Here is a 19,735-nt window from a genome sequence, read left to right as displayed (position 1 = left end):
AAAGAGCGATCAGGCGGGGTTGGCCGGTGTCACGCGGCCATGTTTCACGTGGAACAATTCGCCCGCGTCCGCTCCGACCAGCCCCGGCACCGCATCTTCCACGGCCGTCACCAGGATCTGCCAACCGGACACCCTCAGTCCGGCCATCAACCCCTCCACCGCCTCCCGGTCCAGTTCCGAGACGACATCGTCCAGCAGCACCACGGGTGCCCGACCGCACTCGCGTTCCAGCATTCGGGCCTGCCCCCCGACCAGCGCTGTCACGACCCGCTTTTGCTCCCCCCTGGAGGCCTCGGCTGCCGCCCGCCCCGCCAGCCGGAGGTCGATATCCGCCCGTTGCGGCCCGACCTGCGCGAACCCGCGCTCCTCGTCGCTGCCCCGGCTACGCTCCAGGGCCTCCCCGAGACTGCGGTCGCGATCCCACCCCATGCGGACCCGCAAGCCCAGGTCGCCGAGCCGGTCACCAAACCCGAATCGCTCCGCTGCCTCCGCCGTGCACTGTTCCCAAGCCTCGACGTACCGCGCCCGCGCCTCGCTGATCGCCACCCCGAATTCCACCCACGGGCGTTCGAACTCCCGGGCGGCGGCCCGGTCACCGGTGCGCAGGGCGGCGTTGCGCTGATCGTGGGCGCGTTTCCAGCGTTGCCAGTTCGCACGATAGCCCGGGATCGCATGAAAACAACCCCAGTCCAGCAGGCGCCGTCGCTCCTCCGGCCCCCCGGTCAGCAACTCGAACGAACCGGCATGCAGGGTGCGCACCGGCAGCCATTCGGCCACCGTCGCATGGCCCTCCATCCAGCGACCATCCAACCGGGATCGCCGCGTACCATCCCAGACCACGCCCAGACGATGCGCCCCGCCACGCCCGTCGCGGACCTCTCCGCCAACCCACAGCGACTCGCCGCCACTTCGCAATACCCGCCGCAATTGCTGCGTCCGGAACGAACGCCCCGCCGCTAGAATATGGACGGCCTCGAGCACCGAGGTCTTTCCCGCGCCATTCGGGCCAATCAGGCGATTGATCCCCGGCCCCAGTACCAGCGACTGCTCCTCGAGATTACGCACCCCCTGCCACCAGAGCGACTTCAGCACACAACCTCCAGCCTAGCGAAACAGTGATTCGTCTACACGCTCGCGCTCCAGTCGCTTTTGCGTGCGTTTAATGCGCAGTGACTGCCGTGCAGTCATTCTGTTGCAGGCGAGCCGCAACGCCGTGCGCGCGCCCGTTTTTGATCAACAACGGGCGGCCCAGCTCCTGCATTGAATGCCTTGTGAGGTTGGTGCCCCCTGTTCCCCGATCCTGCGGTGCGCCTCGACTCGATCAGAAACGGGCGGGTAGAACCACTACCCGCGGCATGCCGCGCCTTGCCTCGGAAAATCTGGGGTGCCCACGCGAGTGAGTAGATGAATCCGTGTTTCCCTAGAGCCGCATCGGCATAACGACGTAGCGCGCCCCGCCCGGCGGTTCCGCCTGGATCAGGATGGACGAGTTGCCGTCGCGCAGCCCGATCCGCGCCTGGTCGGTCTCCAGCACATTCAGCACATCCGCGAGGTAGCCCAGGTTGAACCCGATCTCCATCGGACCGCCGTCGTATTCCGCCTCCACCGACTCCTGGGCCTCTTCACGATCGGCGTTATGGGTCATGACCTGACACCCGCTCTCGCCCAGCACCATCCGCACACCCCGATACTTGTCGCTTGCCACAATCGCGACGCGCCCCAGTGCCTGCTTCAGGATCTCGCGGTCCACCCGCAGGGTCGCCGGCAGATCCGCCGGGATCACCCGTTCGTAGTCCGGGAACCGTCCTTCGATCACCTTGCTGCGCAACACCGCGCTGCCGAGCTCGAACACCACCTGGTCTTCGCCGAAGCCGATGCGCACCGACGTGTCGTCATCGGCCAGGTTGCGCCGCAGCTCGGCGACGGCCTTGCGCGGCACGATGCGTTCGATCCGCTCCTCGACCGGCTGTTCCAGCTCCACCTCGGCGAGCGCCAGGCGATGACCATCCGTGGCTACCGCCCGCAGACTGTTGCCACTGGCGACCAGGAGAAGCCCTTGCAGGTAGTAGCGCACGTCCTGCTGAGCCATGGAGAACATCGTAGCCTCCAGCAACCGACGCAGTCGGTTCTGCGGCACATCCAGCACGACCTCGGACCCACGCGCCTCCCAGTCGGGAAAATCTGCCCCCGGGAGCGTGGCCAGACTGAAGCGCGAGCCCCCGAAACCGACCGTCATGCGTTCGCCCTCGACCTTCGCGCGAATCTCGCTGTCGGCCGGTGCGGCCTTGACCACGTCGAGCAGCTTGCGAACCGAGACCGTAACATCGCATTCCCCGGGAATTGAGCCCTCGGCGCCGGCCTGCCAAGCGAGTTCGAGATCGGTGGTGTCCATCCGGATCGCGCCATGGTCATCCGGGCGCAGGCGCACGTTCCCGAGAATGGGCATCGTCAATCGTTTCTCGGCCGCGCCCACAATCCGTTGCAGCGCTTCGGTCATCGTCTCGCGATTGAAAGACAGTTCCATGGCGATGTCCTGTATCTAGTCTGTTTAGATATTCATCTAGTGATAATAAGGGGCCGACTTCCCTGTGAAGAAAACCCTATAACTTCTTTTTTATCAGAAACTTAATTCTTTCCCTTGGGGTTCTGCTACCTCTGTGAAGCCTGTTGCCAACCTGTGGACAGTTTGCCCCCTCGATTTTTCCCCGCATCCATACCGGTGTTGCACCCAGGTTATCCACAGGTTTCGGCCCACCGGAATGCCCCGCGTTCAACTGCTCAATGTCCGCAACAGGTTGGAGTAGTCCTCGTCCAGGCTCGCATCCGCCTCGCGCAATTCCGCTACCTTCCGGCAGGCATGGATCACGGTGGTGTGGTCTCGCCCGCCGAAGGCCTGGCCGATCTCCGGGAGGCTGTGCTGGGTCAGTTCCTTGGCCAGTGCCATCGCGATCTGACGCGGCCGGGCGATGGATCGGCTGCGTCGGGTGGAGAGCAGATCCGCGACCTTCACGCGATAGTAATCCGCCACGGTCTTCTGGATATTCTCCAGCGTAATCAACTTGTTCTGGACAGCCAGCAGATCGCGCAGCGCATCCTTCGCGAAATCCAGCGTGATCGGCTTGCCAGTGAAATGGGCGTTGGCGATCACCCGACGCAGGGAGCCTTCCAGTTCGCGGATGTTGGACCGGATGCGCTTGCCCATGAAGAAGGCCACCTCGGTGGGAAGCTCGATCCCGGCCTGTTCGGCCTTGCGCTGCAGGATCGCGACGCGCGTCTCCAGTTCGGGCGGTTCGATCGCAATCGTCAGGCCCCAGCCAAAGCGCGACTTCAGGCGCTCCTCGAGCCCCTCGACCTCCTTCGGATACCGATCCGACGTCAGGATGATCTGCTGCTGGCCTTCCAGAAGGGCGTTGAAGGTGTGGAAGAACTCTTCCTGGGACCGCTCCTTGCCCGCGAAAAACTGGATGTCGTCGATCAGCAGTGCGTCCGCGGAGCGGTAGTGCTGCTTGAACTCGTCGATCGCGTTGTGCTGCAGCGCCTTGATCATGTCCGCCACAAAACGTTCGGAGTGCAGGTAGATGATCCGCCCCTCCGGATGCCGCGCCAGGATGCTGTGCCCGATCGCGTGCATCAGATGGGTCTTGCCGAGCCCCACCCCGCCATAGATGAACAGCGGGTTGTAGGCAACCCCGGGATTCTCTGCGACCTGCAGACTCGCGGCCCGCGCCAGTTGATTGGACTTCCCCTCGACAAAGGTGTCGAAGGTGAATGCCGGGTTCAGGTTGCTGACCGGGCCCTGGGGACGGGGTGGCGGGCTCGCCTTTTCCGCCGCGGCCCGCTCGCGCTGGGACTCGTGGGGATCGGGGGGCGGTTTTGACGACAGTTCCGCACCACCGATGCCGAGGCGCACACGCCGACCCGAATGGTCGTTCGCGGGCTGCAGCTCGCCCACTGTTTCCTCGATCGACGCCAGGAGGTGGTCGCGCACGTGCTCGAATACGAACTGGTTCGGCGCCAGCAGGCGCAGCGAGCCCTCCGATTCTTCGGCATGCAGTGGCCTTAGCCAGGTGTTGAGTTGTTGCTCGCTGACCTTCCCCTGCAGGCGGTCCAGACAGGCTGTCCACAGGGCATTGGCTGACACGCGTTTGTCTCCGGGGCGGCGGGGAATGGAAGTCCCCGAGTCTACGCCGATGGGCCCCCACGGTGCCAGCGGCTTGCCGACCCCGAGATTGACTTTGTCCCCGGATGGCGATAGTTTTCACCGCCCTTTAACCAAGCGTCACCGGGAACCGACATGAAGCGCACTTTCCAACCCAGCCGGCTCGTCCGCGCCCGCACGCACGGCTTCCGGGCCCGTATGGCCACCCGTGGTGGCCGCAAGGTCCTGAACGCCCGTCGCGCCAAGGGCCGCAAGCGCCTCTGCCCGTAAACCGGGCGGCGCGCCGGCTCCCGTGACCGCGGCGCCAGCCATCCAGACCTTTCCGCGCCGCGTCCGTTTGCTGACGGGCGCGGATTACCAGCGTGTATTCGGGGATGCCCGACGTCAGCGCGGTCGCAACCTGACCTTGCTCTATCGGCGTTCGGAGACCGGCGAGGCGCGTCTGGGCCTGGCTATCGGCAAGCGGCATGTGCGCCATGCCACGGACCGCAACCGGATCAAGCGCATCGTGCGCGAGGCGTTCCGCGTGCGCCGCGCCCAGCTGCCGCCGCTCGACATGATCGTGCTGGCGCGGGTTGGCGCGGCGAGCGCCGAGCGACGCGCATTGCGCGCCGAAATCGACAGCCTGCTGGAACGTCTGCAATGAGCCTGCCCCGCAAGATTGCCCTGCTGCCCGTGCGGGCCTACCAGTACGGGATCTCGCCGTTCATGGCCCCGCATTGCCGTCACTATCCGACCTGCTCGGCGTATACCGTCGAGGCGGTCGAGACCCACGGGGTCCTGCGGGGCTTCTGGCTGGGTCTGCGGCGCATCCTGCGCTGCCACCCCTGGTCCCCGGGCGGTTATGATCCGGTTCCGGCACCGCGTTCCGATTCTCCCAGCACCCGACCCTCAAAGTAGTCGCGCTCATGGATAACCTTCGTCCCCTCCTGTGGCTAACCCTGGCCTTTGTCCTGTTCCTGATGTGGCAGGCCTGGAATCAGGATTACGGCACTCCCTCCCAGCCGGATCGTACCGCCGAGCAGGCCGAGGAGGATCCGGACGCGCGGCCGGAGGATGTGCCGGATGCGCCGCAGTTCGAGTCGGAGGACCAGCCGCGCGCGGACGATGCGCCGCAGGTCAGTACGCTGCAGGAGCCGGACCGCCGCCAGATCACGGTGCGCACCGACACCCACGAGATCCTGATCGATACCCGTGGCGGTACGCTCCTGCGGGCGGACCTGCTGCAGTATCCGCGGGACCTGCAGGACGATCCGCTGGTCCCTGTGCGCCTGTTCGACCATCGGGTCCGGGGCTATGTTGCCCAGAGCGGCCTGACCCATGATCGGGTCAACGACCGATCCATGGAGGGTCGCGCCCCGTCGCATCACGCCAATTTCCAGGTCGACCAGGACCGCTTCGAACTGGCCGAGGGTCAGGACACCCTCGAGGTCCCGCTGCGCTGGACCTCCGAGGATGGCGAGATCGAGGTCATCAAGACCTATACCTTCACCCGTGGCTCGCATCTGATCGAGGTGGACTACGAGGTCCACAACCGCTCGGATTCCACCTGGAGCGGTCGCCAGTACCGTCAGCTGCGTCACGGCCCCACGCCCGACCGCGAGTCCTGGTGGCTTTACACCTTCACCGGTGCCGCCTATTTCGATGGGAGCTACGAGCGCGAACGCTTCGAGTCGCTGCGCGACGACCCCATCCAGGCGCGCATCCAGGGTGGCTGGGTCGCGATGATCCAGCACTACTTTGTGTCCGCCTGGGTCCCGGGCGAGGACGAGGTCAATGCGCTCTATGCCCGCGCGGTGCCGGGCGAGGTGGGTGACGAGTACCTGATCGGCCTCCACTCCGAATCGATCCAGATCCCGGCCGGCTCCAGCGGCGCATTTTCCACGCGCCTGTGGGTGGGCCCGAAGCTGCAGGACGAGCTTTCCCAGATCGCACAGGGTCTGGAGCTGACCGTCGACTACGGCATCTTCACCTTCCTGTCCAAGCCCCTTTTCTGGCTGCTGGACAAGATCCATGCGGTGGTCGGCAACTGGGGCTGGGCGATCGTCATCCTGACCATCCTGATCAAGCTGGCGTTCTTCAAGCTGTCCGCGACCAGCTACCGCTCGATGGCGCGCATGCGCAAGGTCGCGCCCAAGCTGCAGGCCCTGAAGGAGCGCTACAAGGACGACAAGCAGCGCATGAACCAGGCGCTGATGGACCTGTACAAGAAGGAGAAGATCAACCCGCTGGGTGGCTGTCTCCCGATCCTGGTGCAGATCCCGGTGTTCATCGCCCTGTACTGGGTGCTGCTGGAGAGTGTGGAACTGCGTCAGGCCCCGTGGTGGCTGTGGATCCAGGATCTGTCCTCGCGCGATCCGTACTTCATCCTGCCGATCCTGATGGGCGTGTCCATGTTCGTGCAGTACAAGCTGAACCCGCCGCCGATGGACCCGGTGCAGCAGAAGATCTTCATGGCGCTGCCGTTCGTGTTTACGATCTTCTTCGCCTTCTTCCCGGCGGGCCTGGTGCTGTACTGGTTCACCAACAACCTGTTCTCCATCGCCCAGCAGTGGTACATCACGCGCAAGATCGAAAGCGGCGAGGACCCGGACAAGCAGAAGAGCTGACCGGGCCGTGACCGTGGCGGACACCATCGTCGCGGTCGCGACCCCGCCGGGGGTCGGCGGCATCGGCGTGGTCCGCCTGTCGGGCCCCGAGGCACCGGCGATCGCGCGGCGTCTGACCGGGCGCGACCGCCTGCGACCGCGCCATGCCCACTACGGCCGCCTCCTCGATCCGGCCAGTGGCGAGGCCATCGACGATGGCCTGATCCTCTATTTCCCCGCCCCCCATTCCTTCACTGGCGAGGACGTGGTCGAGCTGCAGGGGCATGGCAGCCCGGTGCTGCTGGAGGCGCTGGTCGCGGCGTCGGTCGATCTCGGGGCCCGCCGCGCGCGGCCGGGCGAATTCACCGAACAGGCCTTTCTGAACGGCCGCCTCGACCTCGCGCAGGCGGAGGCCGTCGCCGACCTGATCCATGCCCAGACGGCCGAGGCCGCGCGCCTGGCCCGCTCCAGCCTCGATGGTGCGCTGGCCGCGGAGCTGGAGCCGGTCTCCCGCGCGATCCGCGACATGCGCGTGGTCATCGAGGCCGAGATCGACTTCGGCGAGACCGATCTTGAATCCGAGGCGGCCCCGGACATCGCCCGGCGGGCGGAGGAACTGCACGCCACCATCGTCGCGTTGCTGGAGCGCCTGCGCCCGGCCCGGTACTTCGCCCAGGGCCTGCGTCTGGCCCTGGTGGGGGCCCCGAATGTCGGCAAGTCCAGCCTGATGAACCGCCTGGCCGAGAGTGAGGTGGCGATCGTCACCGACCGCCCCGGGACTACGCGCGATGTGCTGCGCTCGCCGATCGCCATCCACGGCATCCCGGTCGAGCTGATCGATACCGCAGGGCTGCATGCCAGCGACGACCCGGTGGAGCGCATCGGCATGGAGCGTGCCCGCGAGGCTGCCACTGGGGCGGACCTGATCCTGGATCTGCGCGACCTCACGCGCCCCGAGGCCAAGCCGGATCTGGAGGCCCCGCCCGAGATCCCGCGGCTCACGGTCTGGAACAAGCAGGACTGCGTTGGACAGGATTCCCTTCCAGGCGAGGGGATCTCCATCTCGGCACGCACGGGTTCGGGCATTGATGAGCTCAAGCAGGCGATCGTCGAGCGCCTCGGTGCCGGCGAGGGCGGGCAGCAGCGCTTCAGCGTGCGGGCGCGCCATCTCGATGGCCTGCGCCTGGCAGCGCTGCATCTGGGGCGCATCGAGGCCTGCGCCGCGCCCGACCTGATCGCCGAGGAACTGCGGCTGGCCGAGGCCGCGCTGGATGCCCTGCTGGGTCGCCAGGACCACGAGGCCCTGCTCGGCGAGATCTTCGCCGGGTTTTGCATCGGCAAGTGATGGCGCAGGGAAACATGGATCCCCATGCGGCCGCTTCGACGCCGCCGCCACTCCTGCTAAACTGCTGATTTTACGTTTTCGGGCCGACCACCGGCCGGGCTTGCAGAGGTCATGGCAGAAACATTCGATGTCATCGTGATTGGCGGCGGACACGCCGGCACCGAGGCCGCACTGGCCGCGGCGCGCGCGGGTGCGCGCACGCTGCTGCTGACCCACAACATCGAGACCATCGGCCAGATGAGCTGCAATCCGGCGATCGGCGGCATCGGCAAGGGCCACCTGGTGAAGGAGATCGATGCCCTGGGGGGCGTGATGGCACGTGCGGCGGATGCCGCCGGCATCCACTTCCGCATCCTCAACCGGCGCAAGGGCCCGGCGGTGCGCGCGACCCGCGCCCAGTCCGACCGGCAGCTCTACCGCCAGGCCATTCGCCACTTCGTGGAGGCCGAGCCGAATCTGGAGATCTTCCAGCAGCCGGTGGCCGACATCACCATGGAGGGCGATCGTGCGACCGGCGTGGTCACCGAGGCGGGGACTGCGTTCCAGGCCCACGCCGTCGTGCTGACGGTGGGGACGTTCCTCAACGGCCAGATGCACACCGGGCTGACCCGGCAGCCGGGCGGTCGCGCGGGCGATCCGCCGAGCGTGCGCCTGGCCGCGCGCCTGCGCGAGATGGCCTTTGCGGTCGGGCGCCTGAAGACCGGCACCCCGCCGCGCATCGACGGGCGCAGCGTCGACTTCGCGCGCCTCGAGGTGCAGCCGGGCGATGACCCGCGCCCGGTGTTCTCGTTCACCGGCTCGGCCGACGACCACCCGGCCCAGCGCCCCTGTCATATCGCGCGCACCAGCGAGAAGACCCACGACCTGATCCGCGCCAACCTCGATCAGGCCCCGATGTATTCCGGCCAGATCGACAGCACCGGACCGCGCTACTGCCCCTCGATCGAGGACAAGGTCGTGCGCTTTGCCGACAAGACCAGCCACCAGGTCTTCGTCGAGCCGGAAGGGCTGACCACGCACGAGCTCTACCCGAACGGGATCTCCACCTCCCTGCCGTATGCGATCCAGGTGCCGCTGGTGCAGAGCATCGAGGGATTCGAGCACGCGCGTATTACCCGTCCGGGCTACGCGATCGAGTACGACTACTTCGACCCGCGCGGCCTGCGCCCGTCGCTGGCCACGCGCGAGGTGGCCAATCTGTTCTTCGCCGGGCAGATCAACGGCACCACAGGATACGAAGAGGCCGCGGCGCAAGGCCTGGTCGCCGGGCTCAATGCCGCCCGCCTGACCCGGGACGCCGAACCCTGGATCCCGCAGCGTTCCGAGGCCTACATCGGCGTGCTGATCGACGACCTGGTCACCCGCGGCACGCAGGAGCCCTACCGCATGTTCACCTCGCGCGCCGAGTACCGGCTGCTGCTGCGCGAGGACAACGCCGACCTGCGCCTGACGCCGATCGGCCGCGAGTACGGCCTGGTCGACGATGCCCGCTGGGCACGGTTCGAGCACCGCGCCGCCGCGATCGAGTCGGAGATGAGCCGGCTGGCCCAGACGCGACCGGACCGCGATCAGCGAACCCGCCCGGCCCTGGTCGAGCTCCTCGGCAAGGCCCCCGACCCGGATGCGACCCTGCTCGATCTGCTGCGCCGCCCCGAAGCCGACTACGACGCCCTGATGCAGGCGCTCCCCGAACTCGATGCGGGCTGCGCACCGGACGTGCGCGAACAGGCCGAGATCCAGGCCAAGTACGCCGGGTACATCGAGCGCCAGCAGGCCGAGATCGAGCGCCAGGCCAGCGCCGAGCAGACGGCCCTGCCGGACGGTCTCGACTACGACCGGGTCCACGGCCTGTCCAACGAGATCCGCCAGAAGCTGGCCGAATTCCGTCCGCATACCCTGGCCCAGGCCCAGCGCATTCCCGGCGTGACCCCGGCCGCGCTGTCGGCCCTGGCCGTACACCTAAGGACACACTGATCCATGTACACCCTCGCGTTGGTACCCCAGGTTTTCCGAGACCAGGCGGGGCGCGCAGCGGGTAGTGGTTCTACCCGCCCGTTTCTGATGGATTCGGGGTGCAACGCAGGATCCGAAAACCTGGGGTGCCAACCCCGAAGGGGCTCGGCCGCCCGTTGGTATCAGAAACGGGCGCGCGCACGGCGTTGCGGCTCCCTTGTGCAGAATGACTGCACGGCGGTCACCGCGCCTTGTTGGCACGCAAAAGCGACTCGAGCGCGAGGGTGTACATGGATTAGTGTTTCCTTGGAGCAGCGCGCCAGTGGCGAGTGACGACTGGGGGGCGCGGCTCGCGTCCTGCGCCGAGGCCTGGGACCTGGACGCCCGCGCCCGCGAGGCGCTGGCGACGTACCTCGCCGAGCTCCAGCGCTGGAACCGGGTGCACAACCTCACCGCGGTGCGCGATCCCGCCTTGCTGATTCCACGCCACGTACTCGACAGCCTGACCCTGCGCCCGTATCTTCAGGGCGAGCGCGTGCTCGACGTGGGCACCGGGGCCGGGCTCCCGGGGTTCATCCTGGCCGCGACGGAACGCGAGCGCGACTTCTGTCTGCTGGACAGCGCAGCCAAGCGCATCCGCTTCCTGCGTAACGTGATCGGCCTGACCGGCCTGGTAAATGCCGAGGCCATTCACGCGCGCATCGAAGACTTCCACCCCGAGGCGCCGTATACCACGGTGCTGTCGCGGGCGTTCAAGGCCCCGGCCGAAATGCTCGCGCGGGTCGCACACACCGTGGCGCCCGGGGGCCGGGTGCTGGCCATGCTCGGCCAGCGGCGGGTGGTCGACGATCCCCTGCCGGCACCCTGGACGTACCGCCAGGTGGATCCGGTTACCATTCCCGGCGAGGTGGCCGAGCGCCACGTTGCCATTATCGAGAGAGCCTGAGCCGTGACCGATACACTGGCGATCACCAATCAGAAGGGCGGGGTCGGCAAGACCACCACCTGCGTCAACCTGGCCGCATCGCTGGCGCGCCTGGGCAAGCGCGTACTGGTGGTGGACATGGACCCCCAGGGCAATGCCACCACCGGCTCCGGCGTGGACAAGCATGCCGACGACCCCACCTCCTGCGAGGTGTTGCTGGGCCAGGCTACGGTCGCCGAGGCCGCCCACCGGGTCGAGGCCGGCTACGACCTGGTGCCCTCGAACGGCGACCTGACCGTGGCCGAGGTCCGGCTGATGGAGGCCGATCGCCGCGAATATCGCCTGCAGGATGCGCTGGGCGCGGCTACTGCGAACTACGATCACATCCTGGTCGACTGCCCGCCGTCGCTGAACCTGCTTACGGTCAATGGCCTGGTCGCCGCCGACGGTGTCGTGATCCCGATGCAGTGCGAGTACTATGCCCTCGAGGGCCTGACCGCCCTGATGCGCACCATCGAGAGCATCCAGCGCGGGCCCAACCCGAAGCTGCGCATTTCCGGGCTGCTGCGCACCATGTTCGACCCGCGCAACCGGCTGTCCGGGGACGTCTCCGAACAGCTGACCGGCCATTTCGGCGACCGCGTGTTCCGCACCGTGATCCCGCGCAACATCCGCCTGGCCGAGGCCCCCAGTTTTGGCCAGCCGGCCTTGTTGTATGATGCCTCCTCGCGCGGCGCGGTGGCCTACCTGGCCCTGGCCGGCGAGATGTTGCGGCGCTGACGCCGCCCGTCCCCCAACCGACTGTCTGCAGGAACGATCGACCATGGCGAAACGTGGACTGGGCCGCGGCCTCGATGCCCTCCTTTCCGGCGCCCAGGCCGGCGGCGACGAAGCCGACAGCCTGGATCAACTCCCGATCGAGCAGATCCGGCGTGGCAAATACCAGCCGCGCGTGCATATGGCCGAGGCCGCCCTGGCGGAACTCGCGGACTCCATTCGTGCCCAGGGGATCGTGCAGCCAGTCGTCGTCCGGCGGCTGGAGGATGGCTACGAACTGATCGCCGGCGAACGCCGCTGGCGCGCGGCCCAGATCGCGGGGCTGGAGACCGTGCCGGCGGTGGTGCGCGAAATCCCCGACCAGGCCGCCGCCGCGATGGCCCTGATCGAGAACATCCAGCGCGAGGACCTGAACCCGCTGGAGGAGGCCCAGGCGATCCGCCGCCTGATCGGGGAGTTCGAGATGACCCACCAGGCCGCGGCCGATGCCGTGGGCCGCTCGCGCACCTCGGTGACCAACCTGCTGCGCCTGCTGGAACTCCACGACAGCGTGAAGGAACACGTCAACGAGGGCCGCCTGGAAATGGGCCATGCGCGCTGCCTGCTCGCTGTTCCCCTCGACGATCAGCCGGGGGTTGCCGCCACCGTCGTCAAGCGCGGGCTCTCCGTGCGCGCAACCGAACAACTGGTGAAGAAGGTCCTGGCCGCCACCCCGGAGCCGAAGAAGGACACCGGACCCTCGCCCGAAGTCCGGCAACTGGAAAGCCGCCTGTCCGACCAGCTCGGCGCCCCGGTGCAGGTGCGCTACAACCGCCAGGGCAAGGGTCGCCTGGTCATCGAGTACAACAGCCTCGACGAGCTCGACGGGATCCTCGAACACATCCAGTAGAGGCCGCGGACTCCCCGCGCCAATCCTCCCGGCAACGCCGTCCGCGCGCCCCGCCCGCACCGGGCCCAAACCCCTGCTTACAGCCCCATAACGGTTTGACCTAATAGAAGGGCGCTCTTATACTACGCGCACTTTTTGGGAGAGGGGTGGGTGTGCCCATCCGCTGAATGACACCGCGACGCTTCAGACACGCCTTACAATCGCTGGGTCTGCAGCTCGCCTTAACGCTGATTCTGTCGGGCCTGCTTCTGGCCCTGTTCCCCCCGATCGTGGCGATCTCGGCCGCGGTGGGCGGCATGACCGCGACCCTCGGCAACGCCGTGGCCGCGGTCGTCGTGTTTCGGCCCTATCGAGCCGATCAGGTGGGCTCGCTGACCGCCCGCATGATGGGCGCACAGCTGGGACGACTGGCAATCATCGCGGTGGCATTCGGGGTGGCGTTCGCTTACCTGGACGAGCCGGACCTACCGGCCCTGTTCGGCATCTTCCTCCTGGTGCACCTGGCCCCCCTGTGGTGGCTGCACCGGGTTTCTGATCAAGCAATGACGAGATAACTGCATGGCTTCAGAAAGCGAACTGCCCACGATGGAAGAGCACATTGCTCACCATCTCACGAACCTCACCTTCGGGCTCCACCCCGAGAACGGACTGAGCTTCGCCTCGACCAGCACCGAAGCCGCCGAGATGGGCTTCTGGGCGATCCATGTCGACTCCATGCTCTGGTCGATCGGTCTGGGTCTGCTGTTTATCCTGACGTTCCGCGCCGCGGCCAAGAAGGTCACCGCCGGCGTCCCGGGCGGCTGGCAGAACTTCGTCGAAATGACCATGGACTTCGTCAACGACAACGTCCGTGGTTCCTTCAAGCACAAGAACGACATGGTCGCGCCGCTCGCGCTGACCATCTTTGTCTGGATCTTCCTGCTCAACCTGATGGACCTGGTGCCGGTGGATCTGCTGCCGCACATCGCCTATCTGCTGGGCATCCCGTACTTCAAGATCGTGCCCACAACGGATATCAACGTGACCGCCGGCCTCGCGCTGGGCGTGTTTATCCTGATCATCTACTACTCGCTGAAGATCAAGGGCCCGGTCGGCTTCATCAAGGAACTCACGGGTATCCCGTTCCAGACCAACATCGTGTTCCTGAAGCCGATCTTCTGGACGATCAACTTCGTCCTGGAGTTCATCAACCTGCTGGCCAAGCCGGCCTCGCTCGCCCTGCGACTGTTCGGCAACCTCTACGCCGCGGAGATGATCTTCATCCTGATCGGCGTGATGTACTCCGCGGGCCTGATCCTGGGTCTGGCCGGCGGCGTGCTGCATGTCGGCTGGGCGATCTTCCACATCCTCGTGGTGCCGCTGCAGGCCTTCATCTTCATGGTGCTGACCGTCGTCTATCTGGACATGGCGTACAGCGAAGACCACTGATTCCGATCTTCCTACTCAACTGACTGTTTCAACACTCGACTGGAGATACAAAAATGGAAATGGCAAACGCTCTGATCGTTCTGGCTGGCTCTCTGCTCCTGGGTCTGGCCGCTGTCGGCGCCGCGATCGGCGTGGGCACCCTGGGTGGTCGCTTCCTGGAAGGCGCCGCGCGTCAGCCGGAACTGATCCCGATGCTGCGTACCCAGTTCTTCATCGTCATGGGTCTGACCGACGCCGTGCCGATGATCGGTGTGGGTATCGGCCTGTACGTTCTGTTCGCCCTGGGCTAAGAGGCTGACCGAGTCCCGAGGATCCCTCACACTCGTCAACCCGAGGTAGCAGGATGAATATCAATCTGACCATCATCGGCCAGCTGCTCGCGTTCAGCGTCTTCGTGTGGTTCACGATGCGCTACGTCTGGCCGCCCATGTCCAACGCCCTGGAAGAGCGTCGCAAGAAGATTGCCGACGGTCTCGCCGCAGCGGAGCGCGGCGAGAAAGAGCAGGAGCTCGCCCAGGAGCGTGCGACCGAGGTGATCAAGGAAGCCAAGCAGCAGGCCAACGAGATCGTCGCCTCCGCCCAGAAGCGTGCCAACGATCTGGTCGAGGAGAGCAAGACCACGGCCCGCGAGGAAGGCGACCGCATCAAGGAAGCGGCGCAATCCGAAATCGAGCAGGAGCTCAATCGCGCGAAGGAAGAGCTGCGCAAGCAGGTCTCCGAACTGGCGGTTGCCGGCGCCGAGCAGATCCTGGCTAAGGAGATTGACGCCAAGGCCCACGGCGATCTGCTCAAGAAGCTCGCGGCCAAGCTCTAAGGAGACGTTATGTCAGACCTGATTTCGGTCGCCCGACCCTACGCCCGCGCGGCATTCGAGCGGGCCCGCGAGGCCAAGGATCTCGCCGGCTGGGCCGAGCAGCTCGAGTTGCTGGCGGCGATCGCCAGCGACTCGCAGATGCACAGTCTCCTCTCCAACCCGCGGCTCCCGCGTGCCGATCGCGCCCAGCTGGTGCTGGACGTGGCCGGTGACAAGGTCGGTGCCGAGGCCGGCAATCTGGTGCGCCTGCTGGCGGAGAACGGCCGCCTGCCGGCCCTGCCCGCCGTCCGTGACGCCTTCGAGGAACTCAAGGCCGCCGCGGAACAGCGCGTGCACGCCGATGTCACCGCCTTCCGCAAGCTCACGCAGGCGCAGGAGAAAGAGATCCACGACGCCCTGGTCAAGGGCCTGGGCTGCGAAGTCGATCTCGAATGCTCAGTCGACAGCTCCCTGCTGGGGGGCGCCATCATCCGCGCCGGCGACCTGGTAATCGACGGCTCCGTGCGAGGCCAGCTGAACCGCCTGGCTGCCAATTTGAGTCGCTAAGAGGATATTTAACATGCAACTGAATCCCTCCGAGATCAGTGATCTGATCAAACAGCGCATCGAGAAATTCGATGCCTCCTCCGAGGCCTCCAACGAGGGCACCGTGGTCAGCCTGACCGACGGTATCGCGCGTGTGCACGGCCTGGGTGACGTCATGCAGGGCGAGATGCTCGAGTTCCCCGAGGACACCTTCGGCATGGCGCTCAACCTCGAGCGCGACTCCGTCGGCGTCGTGATCCTGGGTGACTACAAGCACATCAAGGAAGGCGACACGGTCAAGTGCACCGGCCGCATCCTCGAGGTCCCGGTGGGCGAGGCCCTGCTCGGTCGCGTGGTGGACTCCCTGGGTCGCCCGATCGACGGCAAGGGCCCGGTGAACACCGACGTGACCAGCCCGATCGAAAAGATCGCCCCGGGCGTTATCGAACGCCAGTCCGTCGACCAGCCGCTGCAGTCCGGCATCAAGGCGATCGACGCCATGGTTCCGGTCGGCCGGGGCCAGCGCGAGCTGATCATCGGCGACCGTCAGACCGGCAAGACCGCCGTGGCGATCGACGCGATCATCAACCAGAAGGACTCCGGCGTTAAGTGCATCTACGTCGCCGTGGGCCAGAAGGCCTCGTCGGTTGCGTCCGTGGTGGCCAAGCTGGAAGAGGCCGGCGCGATGGAGAACACCATCATCGTCGCCGCCAACGCCTCCGAGTCGGCCGCGATGCAGTTCATTGCCCCGTATGCCGGCTGCGCGATGGGCGAGTACTTCCGCGACCGTGGCGAAGACGCCCTGATCGTCTACGACGACCTGACCAAGCAGGCCTGGGCCTACCGTCAGGTCTCCCTGCTGCTGCGCCGCCCGCCGGGCCGCGAAGCCTATCCGGGCGACGTCTTCTACCTGCATTCGCGTCTGCTGGAGCGGGCCTCCCGCGTGAACGCCGAGTACGTGGAAGAAAAGACCAACGGCGAGGTGAAGGGCCAGACCGGTTCGCTGACCGCGCTGCCGATCATCGAGACCCAGGCCGGCGACGTGTCCGCGTTCGTGCCGACCAACGTGATCTCGATCACCGACGGCCAGATCTTCCTCGAGACCGACCTGTTCAACTCGGGTATCCGTCCGGCGATCAACGCCGGTCTGTCGGTCTCCCGCGTGGGTGGTTCGGCGCAGACCAAGATCATCAAGAAGCTCGGTGGTGGCGTGCGTCTGGCGCTGGCCCAGTATCGCGAGCTGGCGGCATTCTCGCAGTTTGCCTCCGATCTGGACGAACTGACCCGCAAGCAGCTGGATCGCGGCAAGCGCGTGACCGAGCTGATGAAGCAGGGTCAGTACCAGCCGATGTCCATTGGCGAGATGGCCTTCTCCCTGTATGCCGCGAACGAGGGCTACCTCGACGACGTTGAGGCGGAAAAGGTCGTGAGCTTCGAAAAGGAACTGATCGCCTATGCGCGTTCCTCGCAGAAGGAGCTCCTGGACGAAATCAACAGCACTGGCGACTACAACGACTCCATCCAGGAAAAGCTGAAGAAGGCCCTGGAAGAGTTCAAGGCCAAGCACAGCTGGTAACGGGAGCACGCAATGGCGGGCACTAAGGAGATTCGGACGCAGATCAAGAGTATCCAGAATACTCAGAAGATCACCAAGGCGATGGAGATGGTCGCCGCGTCCAAGATGCGCAAGGCCCAGGACCGTATGGAAGAGTCCCGGCCCTACGCGCAGAAGATCCACGACGTGATCGGTCACGTCGCCATGGCGAATGCCGAGTACAAGCATCCGTTCATGGTTGAGCGCGAAGTGAAGCGCGTGGCGCTGATCATCGTGTCGACCGATCGCGGCCTCTGCGGCGGGTTGAATACCAACCTGTTCAAGAAGGCTGTCGGCGAGATGCGCCGGTACCGCGACGAGGGTGTCGAGGTCGATCTCTGCGTGGTGGGCAACAAGGCGCTGCAGTTCTTCAAGCGCCTTGGCGGCAACATCGTGGCCGAAGCCAAAGATCTCGGTGACCGTCCGCACATCAACGACCTGATCGGGTCGATCAAGGTGGTGCTGGACAACTTCCGCGACGGCAAGGTGGACCGCGTCGTGCTGCTGGAGAACAAGTTCGTCAACACGATGACGCAGCAGCCCGAGGTGACCCAGCTGCTGCCGACGGCGCCGAGCCGGGACGAATCGCTCAAGCACCACTGGGATTACATCTACGAGCCCGACACGCATCCGGTGATGGATACGCTGCTCGAGCGCTATGTCGAGTCCCTGATCTACCAGGCGGTGGTCGAGAACGTGGCCTGCGAAATGGCCGCGCGCATGGTGGCGATGAAGTCCGCCTCCGACAACGCCGGCACGATGATCAAGGACCTGCAGCTCGTCTACAACAAGGCGCGCCAGGCCGCGATCACCCAGGAGATCTCCGAGATCGTCAGCGGCGCGGCCGCGGTCTAGCGCCCGCCGTCACGTATCGGTCGACTCGGCACGAATTACGACTTACGAGGATGAACAAATGAGTTCTGGAAAGATTGTCGAAATCATCGGCGCCGTCGTGGATGTGGAGTTCCCCCACGGCGAAGTGCCCAAGGTCTACGACGCCCTGACCCTGGAAAACGGCCTGACCCTGGAAGTCCAGCAGCAGCTGGGTGACGGCGTCGTGCGCACGATCGCCATGGGTACCACCGAGGGTGTGAAGCGTCAGACCCCGGTTACCGCGACCGGCAAGCCGATCTCCGTGCCGGTCGGCAAGGGGACCCTGGGCCGCGTGATGGACGTCCTCGGTCGTCCGGTGGACAACGCCGGCGACGTGGAGGCCCAGGAGACCTGGTCGATCCACCGCGCCGCCCCGACCTTCGACGAGCAGGCGGGCTCCACCGAGCTGCTGGAAACCGGCATCAAGGTCATCGATCTACTGTGCCCCTTCGCGAAGGGCGGCAAGGTCGGCCTGTTCGGCGGCGCCGGCGTGGGCAAGACCGTCAACATGATGGAGCTGATCCGCAACATCGCGATCGAGCACTCCGGTTATTCCGTGTTTGCCGGCGTGGGCGAGCGTACTCGTGAAGGGAACGACTTCTATCACGAGATGAAGGACTCCAACGTCCTCGACAAGGTGGCCCTGGTCTACGGCCAGATGAACGAGCCGCCGGGCAACCGTCTGCGCGTCGCGCTGACCGGTCTGACCATGGCCGAGTTCTTCCGTGACGAAGGCCGCGACGTGCTGATGTTCATCGACAACATCTACCGCTACACCCTGGCCGGGACCGAGGTCTCCGCGCTGCTGGGTCGTATGCCGTCCGCGGTGGGTTACCAGCCGACCCTGGCGGAAGAGATGGGTGTGCTGCAGGAGCGCATCACCTCGACCAAGAAGGGTTCGATCACTTCCATCCAGGCCGTCTACGTGCCGGCGGATGACTTGACCGACCCGTCCCCGGCCACGACCTTTGCGCACCTGGATGCGACCGTCGTGCTGTCGCGCCAGATCGCCGAGCTGGGGATCTACCCGGCGGTGGATCCGCTGGATTCCACCTCGCGCCAGCTGGACCCGCAGATCATTGGCCAGGAGCACTACGACACCGCCCGTGCGGTGCAGGGTACCCTGCAGCGCTACAAGGAGCTGAAGGACATCATCGCGATCCTCGGGATGGACGAGCTGTCGGAAGACGACAAGCTGGTCGTGGCCCGCGCGCGTAAGATCCAGCGCTACCTGTCGCAGCCGTTCTTCGTGGCCGAGGTCTTCACCGGGGCGCCCGGCAAGTACGTGTCCCTGAAGGACACCATCCGTGCGTTCAAGGCGATCGTCGACGGTGAATACGACCACCTGCCGGAGCAGGCCTTCTACATGGTCGGCACCATCGAGGAAGCCGTCGAGAAGGCCGAGAAGCTCGGCTAAGGAGCAAGGCGTTATGCCCATGAATATGCATGTGGATGTGGTCAGTGCGGAGGAGTCCATCTACTCCGGTACGGCCCTGATGATCGCCGCGCCCGCCGAAGGTGGCGAGGTCGGCGTATATGCCGGGCATACCCAGATGCTCGCCCGGCTCAATCCGGGCGAACTGCGCATCCAGGAAAAGGAAGGCGCCGAGCCGCAGCCGGTGTTCGTCTCCGGCGGCATCCTCGAGGTCCAGCCCTACCACGTAACCGTCCTCGCGGACACCGCAGTGCGGGCCAAGGACCTCGACGAGGCCGAGGCCCTGGAGGCCAAGAAGCGCGCGGAGGAGGCCCTGGAGAATTCCAAGGCCGACTTCGACTACGCCAAGGCTCAGGCGGAACTGGTCGAGGCGGCCGCGCGCCTGCAGATGATCCAGAAGCTGCGCCGGAAATAATCCGGCGAATTGCGA

The 19,735-nt window shown here is 65.9% G+C and carries 21 protein-coding genes; 18 read left to right on the top strand and 3 right to left on the bottom strand.

Features of this window, described 5'->3' with window-relative positions; translation table 11 throughout:
- Positions 1–9: 9 nt before the first annotated feature.
- The 3 genes from F614_RS0104205 to dnaA all read right to left on the bottom strand — a co-directional run bounded on the left by F614_RS0104205 (position 10) and on the right by dnaA (position 4,141).
- Positions 10–1,092 (bottom strand): DNA replication/repair protein RecF, encoded by a 1,083-nt coding sequence (locus F614_RS0104205; protein WP_019558339.1) that lies wholly within the window; start codon positions 1,090–1,092, stop codon positions 10–12.
- 328 nt (positions 1,093–1,420) lie between these two features.
- Positions 1,421–2,524: a DNA polymerase III subunit beta gene (gene dnaN / locus F614_RS0104200; protein ID WP_019558338.1), complete on the bottom strand. Its 1,104-nt coding sequence runs from the start codon at positions 2,522–2,524 to the stop codon at positions 1,421–1,423.
- Positions 2,525–2,770: 246 nt separating this feature from the next.
- A complete protein-coding gene (gene dnaA / locus F614_RS0104195; protein WP_019558337.1) occupies positions 2,771–4,141 on the bottom strand; it encodes a chromosomal replication initiator protein DnaA in 1,371 nt (456 codons plus the stop codon).
- A 153-nt stretch (positions 4,142–4,294) separates the two neighbouring features.
- Here dnaA and rpmH point away from each other — a divergent pair, with 153 nt between their 5' ends.
- From rpmH to F614_RS0104105, 18 genes are all read left to right on the top strand, one after another.
- Positions 4,295–4,429: a 50S ribosomal protein L34 gene (rpmH, locus tag F614_RS0104190; protein WP_018141118.1), complete on the top strand. Its 135-nt coding sequence runs from the start codon at positions 4,295–4,297 to the stop codon at positions 4,427–4,429.
- A 22-nt stretch (positions 4,430–4,451) separates the two neighbouring features.
- Positions 4,452–4,805 (top strand): ribonuclease P protein component, encoded by a 354-nt coding sequence (rnpA, locus tag F614_RS0104185; protein ID WP_019558336.1) that lies wholly within the window; start codon positions 4,452–4,454, stop codon positions 4,803–4,805.
- Positions 4,802–5,059: a membrane protein insertion efficiency factor YidD gene (yidD, locus tag F614_RS0104180; protein WP_017943060.1), complete on the top strand. Its 258-nt coding sequence runs from the start codon at positions 4,802–4,804 to the stop codon at positions 5,057–5,059. The genes rnpA and yidD overlap by 4 nt, the downstream gene beginning before the upstream one ends.
- A gap of 8 nt (positions 5,060–5,067) precedes the next feature.
- Positions 5,068–6,768: a membrane protein insertase YidC gene (gene yidC, locus F614_RS0104175; protein WP_019558335.1), complete on the top strand. Its 1,701-nt coding sequence runs from the start codon at positions 5,068–5,070 to the stop codon at positions 6,766–6,768.
- Positions 6,769–6,775: 7 nt separating this feature from the next.
- Positions 6,776–8,092: a tRNA uridine-5-carboxymethylaminomethyl(34) synthesis GTPase MnmE gene (gene mnmE / locus F614_RS0104170; RefSeq protein ID WP_019558334.1), complete on the top strand. Its 1,317-nt coding sequence runs from the start codon at positions 6,776–6,778 to the stop codon at positions 8,090–8,092.
- Between the two features lie 111 nt (positions 8,093–8,203).
- On the top strand, positions 8,204–10,066 hold the full coding sequence (mnmG, locus tag F614_RS0104165) for a tRNA uridine-5-carboxymethylaminomethyl(34) synthesis enzyme MnmG (protein WP_019558333.1): 1,863 nt from the start codon (positions 8,204–8,206) through the stop codon (positions 10,064–10,066).
- Positions 10,067–10,367: 301 nt separating this feature from the next.
- Positions 10,368–10,991 carry a 16S rRNA (guanine(527)-N(7))-methyltransferase RsmG gene (gene rsmG / locus F614_RS0104160; protein WP_019558332.1) on the top strand — a complete coding sequence of 208 codons (624 nt, stop codon included), beginning with the start codon at positions 10,368–10,370 and terminating at the stop codon, positions 10,989–10,991.
- A 3-nt stretch (positions 10,992–10,994) separates the two neighbouring features.
- Complete coding sequence (locus F614_RS0104155; protein ID WP_019558331.1) at positions 10,995–11,750, top strand: ParA family protein; 756 nt, start codon at positions 10,995–10,997, stop codon at positions 11,748–11,750.
- A 43-nt stretch (positions 11,751–11,793) separates the two neighbouring features.
- Positions 11,794–12,636, top strand: a complete 843-nt coding sequence (locus tag F614_RS0104150; RefSeq protein WP_018881972.1) for a ParB/RepB/Spo0J family partition protein — start codon at positions 11,794–11,796, stop codon at positions 12,634–12,636.
- A 167-nt stretch (positions 12,637–12,803) separates the two neighbouring features.
- Positions 12,804–13,190 carry an ATP synthase subunit I gene (locus tag F614_RS0104145; RefSeq protein WP_018867616.1) on the top strand — a complete coding sequence of 129 codons (387 nt, stop codon included), beginning with the start codon at positions 12,804–12,806 and terminating at the stop codon, positions 13,188–13,190.
- Between the two features lie 31 nt (positions 13,191–13,221).
- On the top strand, positions 13,222–14,064 hold the full coding sequence (atpB, locus tag F614_RS0104140; RefSeq protein ID WP_018867617.1) for a F0F1 ATP synthase subunit A: 843 nt from the start codon (positions 13,222–13,224) through the stop codon (positions 14,062–14,064).
- Positions 14,065–14,117: 53 nt separating this feature from the next.
- Positions 14,118–14,354, top strand: coding sequence for a F0F1 ATP synthase subunit C (atpE, locus tag F614_RS0104135; RefSeq protein ID WP_012983953.1), 237 nt, complete (start codon positions 14,118–14,120; stop codon positions 14,352–14,354).
- Positions 14,355–14,407: 53 nt separating this feature from the next.
- Positions 14,408–14,878 (top strand): F0F1 ATP synthase subunit B, encoded by a 471-nt coding sequence (locus F614_RS0104130; protein WP_018867618.1) that lies wholly within the window; start codon positions 14,408–14,410, stop codon positions 14,876–14,878.
- 9 nt (positions 14,879–14,887) lie between these two features.
- On the top strand, positions 14,888–15,424 hold the full coding sequence (locus tag F614_RS0104125) for a F0F1 ATP synthase subunit delta (RefSeq protein WP_018867619.1): 537 nt from the start codon (positions 14,888–14,890) through the stop codon (positions 15,422–15,424).
- A 13-nt stretch (positions 15,425–15,437) separates the two neighbouring features.
- Positions 15,438–16,979 (top strand): F0F1 ATP synthase subunit alpha, encoded by a 1,542-nt coding sequence (gene atpA / locus F614_RS0104120; protein ID WP_018867620.1) that lies wholly within the window; start codon positions 15,438–15,440, stop codon positions 16,977–16,979.
- Positions 16,980–16,991: 12 nt separating this feature from the next.
- Entirely contained in the window at positions 16,992–17,852 is an 861-nt protein-coding gene (gene atpG / locus F614_RS0104115; RefSeq protein WP_018867621.1) for a F0F1 ATP synthase subunit gamma, read from the top strand.
- Positions 17,853–17,910: 58 nt separating this feature from the next.
- Entirely contained in the window at positions 17,911–19,287 is a 1,377-nt protein-coding gene (gene atpD, locus F614_RS0104110) for a F0F1 ATP synthase subunit beta (protein WP_018867622.1), read from the top strand.
- A 13-nt stretch (positions 19,288–19,300) separates the two neighbouring features.
- Complete coding sequence (locus F614_RS0104105; protein WP_018867623.1) at positions 19,301–19,720, top strand: F0F1 ATP synthase subunit epsilon; 420 nt, start codon at positions 19,301–19,303, stop codon at positions 19,718–19,720.
- Positions 19,721–19,735 lie beyond the last annotated feature (15 nt).

It is taken from the genome of Thioalkalivibrio sp. ALE12 (assembly GCF_000381105.1).
Lineage (GTDB): Bacteria > Pseudomonadota > Gammaproteobacteria > Ectothiorhodospirales > Ectothiorhodospiraceae > Thioalkalivibrio.
Note: the sequence above shows the minus strand (reverse complement) of the source record. Positions and strands in the feature narration are given on the sequence as shown.